Here is a 6014-nt window from a genome sequence, read left to right as displayed (position 1 = left end):
GCCAATCAACTTGAATATGTTAGCGAATTACTTTTCGGTTTATCTCATCAAGATAAACCAATTAAATCTGGCGCGTGCTCGTCAGCAAATAGCCTAGCCCCACTGGTTTACTCTTTTGACAATTAATCCACCCTGCCAGCCCCCCCTTGCTAAGGGGGGGAGCAAGATGGGATAACAGGGGATTAAATCGCTGAGAACATTAGGTGTTTTACCCTCCTTGCTAAGGGGGGAGCAAGACGACAGGAGATTAAAAATTACCTCAAAGGTCAAGAATTAACCTTTAAATCCCCCATAAATTGCATAATTTGTCGGCAAAAATTGTTATCCCAACATTCCAGACGAAGACAAACACCGCTCTAATATTCTATCAAATCTGTCTCGCGATCGGCATTCGTGGAGGTGCTGTTTTCCACATCAAATCTATTTCTTCCGGTGTCAATCCGTAAGCTTGATTAACTAAATCGGATAAACGGTGTTCGAGTCTCAACGCCTCAGCTTTGCGAGATTGAATGGCCGGTGCATATTCATTATAAGTTTCGCGTACTGCTTTTAGTCCTGCAACGCCGAGAGGATCGGAGGATTTTGTTTTCGGCATTCGCTTTCTGATTTCTGCTACGAACTCTGCAAAGGAAAGGGCAGAAAAATCTTCGAGTTTTTGTCCGAGTTTATCAATTAAATAAGTGATTTCCAGCCATTGCAAGACATCTTGATGAGTTTGTTGATTAGTTTTGGCGATTTCAATTAAACGGCTGACAATTAATTCGACTTCGGCACGAATTGAGTCAGTTGGTGGTGCGATCGGTAAAGTTTCAAATAAATATCCCATTGGGCTAATCGCCCCTGACAGCATTTGAGTAAAAACTCGATGGCTGTACCACCAAATTAGCGGTGAATTGAGCCAACCTAGCAGACATAAATCGCTGTTAGCCAGAATAAAGGTTTTATCATTTCCATAAGCACTAGAATTATCCCATGCGTATTGTGGCAAAGTTTGAATAACCTGATAAATAATTTTTGGGTTTTCAAAAGTCCTGTAGTAAGCACAGCTACGCAGTTCCCACCAGTAACGCCCTTTGTCGGAACGCTTAGACAGTTTTTCTTGCATCGGCTTCATATACTGATACAGCGATGGAAATGTTTGTGCAAATACTTCCTCTGCTTTATCGTTTGCTTTACTCCAGGGCCATACACTATCGCTGCTAGATTTCAGCAAAATAACCCAAAGATTCGCCCACTCTGGACTCCAGCGTTTAATATCTTGACCTCGTAAATAAGGCTTGATAACTTCCGCAGATTTAGGGTCTGCTTGAACTAGACTGTTTTTAGTAGCTTCATCAATTAAAAAAGCTTCATTCAATCCTGTTAAAATACCTCGATAAGGCTTAACCCCTGCAAAATCTTTGAGCGGAACACCCACTCGTTGAATTTTCTGCATCAACTCATCAACAGCAGGAGGTTCCAGACTCCAAGCACTCGCAGTGAAACGATCTCGCGAAATTTGATAGCCGTGTTGTTGAACGTATTGTGTAAGGTTGATATTCGCAAGTTCCTCGCGCGGAACCGGACAAACAATCACAGGCGAATTAGGTTCAAATTGACCTTGCTCAATCTCGCTTTCAGTTTCAGAGATATATAGAGAAGCGTTAGGCTTTCTGACTGCGACAATACAGGGAAAAGTATCAGCATCTTCAAAAATTGGCGCGTGTCCGAAATCAATAATTTGATCTAGTAAACCTTGACTGGCAAAAAACTGGCGTAGAGGTTCGCCGTATCCAGACCTCAGCCATTTATTTGTAACAATATACGAAAGCACTCCCCCCGGTTTTAGAATCTTTAACCCGAGTTCATAAAAATAAGTATAAAGGTCTGCTACGCCGCTATAGGATTCATAATTGGCTTGCAAGTATGGTTTAATTGGAGATAGCAACTCCTGTCGCACGTAAGGCGGATTGCCAAGGACAACATCAAAACCGCCATCAGCAAAAATCTGGGGAAATTCAGCTTTCCAATCAAACGCTGTATCTGCTACATTACTGTCAGCGACGATCGAGTTTCCCGCTTTAATATTATCATCCAAATAAGTCAGGGTTTTACCCGGTTCCGCTGTCTTCAACCACAGGGAAAGTTTGGTAATTTCCGCCGATTCCGGCAGCAAATCTACGCCGTACAGGTTGTGGCTTAAAATGCTTCGGTCAAATTCCAGGGAGTTGCCGTTTTTTGGCTTATAGCCCAAAGCATTTAATTCTCGATCGACTCTTTCGTACTGCTGCATCAAATAATCAAAAGCCGCAATCAAAAAAGCACCCGAACCGCACGCCGGATCGATGACGCGCGTTTTTTGCAACACTTCGTCTCGATATGCTTTCCAAAACTTAATTGCAGTTTTCTTGGGTGGCTGAAGCGACACTTCAGCAATTTCGCCTAGGAATAAATCGCGCAATTCTTGCTCTCGCCGCTGCAAATAACCACCGAGAGAAACCTCGACAATATATTGAGTAATAAAAGCTGGCGTGTAAAACACACCTTGAGTTTTCCGCTTGCCTTTTTTCTGATTGTATTCCTGCCCGGTAGTTTCAGCATTTAACTCTTCCAAATCTGTCACAGACTGCTCGAAAATATGCCCCAAAATATCGACGGAAACTTCGGTATCAAAATCAAATCTGGTCAGCTTATTAAGCAGACTGCATAATGGATTTGGCACAGTCAATTGTGCGTCTAAAACCGGATCTAATTTAAATAAACCGCCGTTGTATCCCGGTACAGGAGGGTCATCATTTCCCACATCAACCCAGCGAAATACAGATTGATAATTTTCCCAAATTAATCTAGGATTGTATTGGTCTTTGTGGTCGTGAGCGTTGCTGAGGGTGTTTCGCGGTAGCAACCCTTTATCTTCACAAAAAGCAATAAATAAAACGCGGTCTAAAGTTTTTTGAGCTTTTTCGATGAGTACCCGATCGCGGTTGGGGATATCCTGCGGCCCAGAAAAGCGAAAGTGCTTGACGAGAGCGAGTCGAATTGCTTTGTATTCTTGATATAATTTATTGGTAATTTCCTCTTGAGCTTCGTCAGAGTCTTTTAACAGTCTGTCAATAACAGAAACTCTTTGAGCTTGGTTTAGAGGTAAAAAATTGCGGCGACACAGCAGAAAGTAAAACCGCTTAAAAGCTGCAATATCCGCCAAGTCAGTTATAAAAAATTGTTCGTAATAAGCGGGAGTTTTATTGGTATGATAAAGTCGCAACTCTCGATAATTTGAGACAATAATCCAGCGACAATCTGGTGTATAATTAGCGTAGCGCCAACCTTGGTCAACTGCTGATTCGGTTCGCGCAGGATGCTGATGTGATGCGGGACGATCTAAATCATTTTTCGCTCCCTTGAGTTCGATCGGAGCAATCACTTTACCTTGCAGAGAAACGGCTTTGCCTTTAGGATTGTCAGCAGCCGTAAAAAAGCCGATCGCCCCGTCAGCAGAACCCCCGCCATCAGATATCGTTTGTTCCGCGTTAATTTCCCAAGCTTTCCCCGCACCTTGAATTACCGAGCAATATCCCAAAATATCCTGAAAAATATCATTAATAAAACTACCGTGCAGCGAAACTTCTTTAACTTCGTCTAACGTACCCGTTTTAAGTGCAGCAATCCACGTTCCCAATTTTTGTTGGCGCACTTCCATATCTTGCGGAAAGCTAAAAGCACGCAAAGCAGTGTTGAGTGTTTTGCTGTGAAAAAGGGCGCGACTAGAGCGATTTGTCATCTTTTCAAGCAGGTTAATAAAGTTAATTTTACAGCATCCAAGTGCAACAGCGGCTCAGACCTTCTGTTATCAAATCAGTTATACTCAAAGGTCGATCGCATCCTCACCCCTCAAAAAAAGCGTGTGAAGCGCACCTATCCCCTAGGGAATCGCTGGCTTCCAAATCAAAAACGCCACCTCTAACGCTGAGCTAGCTCTCATTTACTTTGCATATCGTAATTATTAAGAAAAGCTATCATTTTTGTTGAGGCGCTTTCCGCTGCTGCGTCAGGGTTTTACAGCAAAAGTTAAATAGGTCTGAGCTGCGCGGCACTCAGCCAAAAGTTTTGTTACAATAGGTACGCTGTTACAAATCGTAACTTATGCTGATTTCTATTTTAATAATTGACGTTGCCCTCGTTGCTTGGTCTTTGCACTTGATTCAGGAGGCGATCGCGCAACGGGAATTTTCACTAATGCTAGCAGGTGCTCTAGTTGCTGTCTCAGCAGCGGCTCTGGTAGTCGTCTACTTCCTCATGGGGTCTTGTTTGAGCCATTTAACCGAAATATCCCAACACACTTACTAAATCATAGTAGGGATTGACGATTATCCAGAAGCGAGGAGATGTTTTTTGACAAAAAGCCCAAAGCCTTGCCAGTCCAAGGCTCAAAAATAATTTTGTAAAAACGCTTGACAAATATTGGTCAGTTAAGGCATGATTGAGAGCGCGAAAAGAAAGGGGAATTAGCTCAGTTGGTAGAGCACTACAATGGCATTGTAGGGGTCAGCGGTTCGAGCCCGCTATTCTCCATAAAGAAAACCCGTTCACAGAGCGGGTTTTGTCGTTTATCCATCAAAACTGTTATATTGGACATTCTCAATTAAGACGACAGCAGCAGACAACTCCAGACATCTTTTACGATAAATTTACGATAAATTTTCGATATGCCAAAAGGTTCAGTAAATATTGAAGTTTTCAAAGAGCGTCTACGACTTGCCTGGTCATGGCAGGGTAAACGCTTTTCGTTATACATGGGTTTATCGGACACAACCATTAATCAGAAAGTTGCTTCCATGAAAGCTCAGCAAATTGAGCTTGATATGGCTACCAACAATTTTGACCCCTCCCTGAGCAAGTACAAGCCTCAGAAATATGAATCCATTTCTGTTTCTCAGCTTTTTGACCAATTTGTCGAATATAAGCGCCATACCATCTCGATCGGTGGCTTAAATAAATATCTCGCACTACAAAAACACGTTTCTGAGTTTTTCAAAAGCAAAACAGCGATTTCTGTTTCTGAAAGTGTGGGACTGAAATTTAAGGAATTTTTGGCACAGAAACTTGAACCCGTTACGGTACGCGAACGGATCGTTTTGATCAATGCTTGCTGGGAATGGGCGCTAAAAAAGAAGCTGGTTCTCGAAAATCCTTGGGCTGATGTCAAAGTTTCGGTTCCGCCCAAACAGCGCCCAGAACCGTTCACACTCACAGAAATCAGTTCGATCGTCCAGAAATTCCGCTCAGACTCCAATCTGAAACACTACGCTGACTATGTGGAATTCAAATTCGGTGTCGGCCTCCGCACCGGGGAAGCAGCAGCTCTGATCTGGCGACATTGTTCCGCCAACTGCGATCGCATCTGGATCGGAGAAAGTTTGAGCAACGGCTCTGAATCTCGCAAATCAACCAAAACTAACAAGGCGCGCACGGTGCCGCTAACACCACGGCTGCAACAGCTATTGCTCGATCGGCGACCGACTGATTTTCTGCTTGATCGTCTAATTTTTACCAGCACAAACGGCTCTGCGATCGACTCCAAGAATTTCTGCAACCGCTACTGGAAACCTGCGCTAGCAGAATTAGGGATAGATTACCGAAAACCTTACAACACCAGGCACACGCTAATTTCTCACGGCTTGGAAGCTGGCATGAATCCGGTTGCGATCGCCTCGCTCACCGGCCACAATGTCCGCACTCTTTATGAGAATTATGCCGGGTTGGTTAATCCCCCACAGTTGCCAGATTTGATGCCCGTTTCCGACCTGGTTTTAAAGGTTGGTTCTCAGGTCGATCGCTCACAAACCTCTGAATAAATTTCTGATGCTCTGGATTGTTTACATCACCTCCACACATTATCAAATGCTCAATCAATTGCTGATTATAAAGAATTTTGCCACTAGGATTTTTACCCCAGTGAATCCCTTCCAGCAGCTTGTTTTCTTTCCGATACCGCAACAGAGTTCGATCGCAGACATTCAGCAGTTGTTCTGCTA

General features: G+C 43.4%; 3 protein-coding genes and 1 tRNA gene. 3 read left to right on the top strand and 1 reads right to left on the bottom strand.

Going from position 1 to position 6014, the window contains the following annotated elements; translation table 11 throughout:
* Positions 1-367: 367 nt before the first annotated feature.
* Positions 368-3760 carry an Eco57I restriction-modification methylase domain-containing protein gene (locus tag QUA99_RS26485; protein WP_333242356.1) on the bottom strand — a complete coding sequence of 1131 codons (3393 nt, stop codon included), beginning with the start codon at positions 3758-3760 and terminating at the stop codon, positions 368-370.
* A 362-nt stretch (positions 3761-4122) separates the two neighbouring features.
* On the opposite strand from QUA99_RS26485, the gene QUA99_RS26480 reads away from it, so the two are divergent.
* From QUA99_RS26480 to QUA99_RS26470, 3 genes are all read left to right on the top strand, one after another.
* Positions 4123-4326, top strand: coding sequence for a hypothetical protein (locus QUA99_RS26480; RefSeq protein WP_333242358.1), 204 nt, complete (start codon positions 4123-4125; stop codon positions 4324-4326).
* A 152-nt stretch (positions 4327-4478) separates the two neighbouring features.
* A tRNA-Ala gene (locus tag QUA99_RS26475) sits at positions 4479-4551 on the top strand.
* A gap of 134 nt (positions 4552-4685) precedes the next feature.
* On the top strand, positions 4686-5834 hold the full coding sequence (locus QUA99_RS26470; RefSeq protein WP_333242360.1) for a tyrosine-type recombinase/integrase: 1149 nt from the start codon (positions 4686-4688) through the stop codon (positions 5832-5834).
* Positions 5835-6014: the final 180 nt, after the last annotated feature.

Source organism: Microcoleus sp. F10-B2 (genome assembly GCF_036704965.1).
GTDB lineage: Bacteria > Cyanobacteriota > Cyanobacteriia > Cyanobacteriales > Microcoleaceae > Microcoleus.
This window is presented reverse-complemented; position numbering and strand designations above follow the sequence as displayed.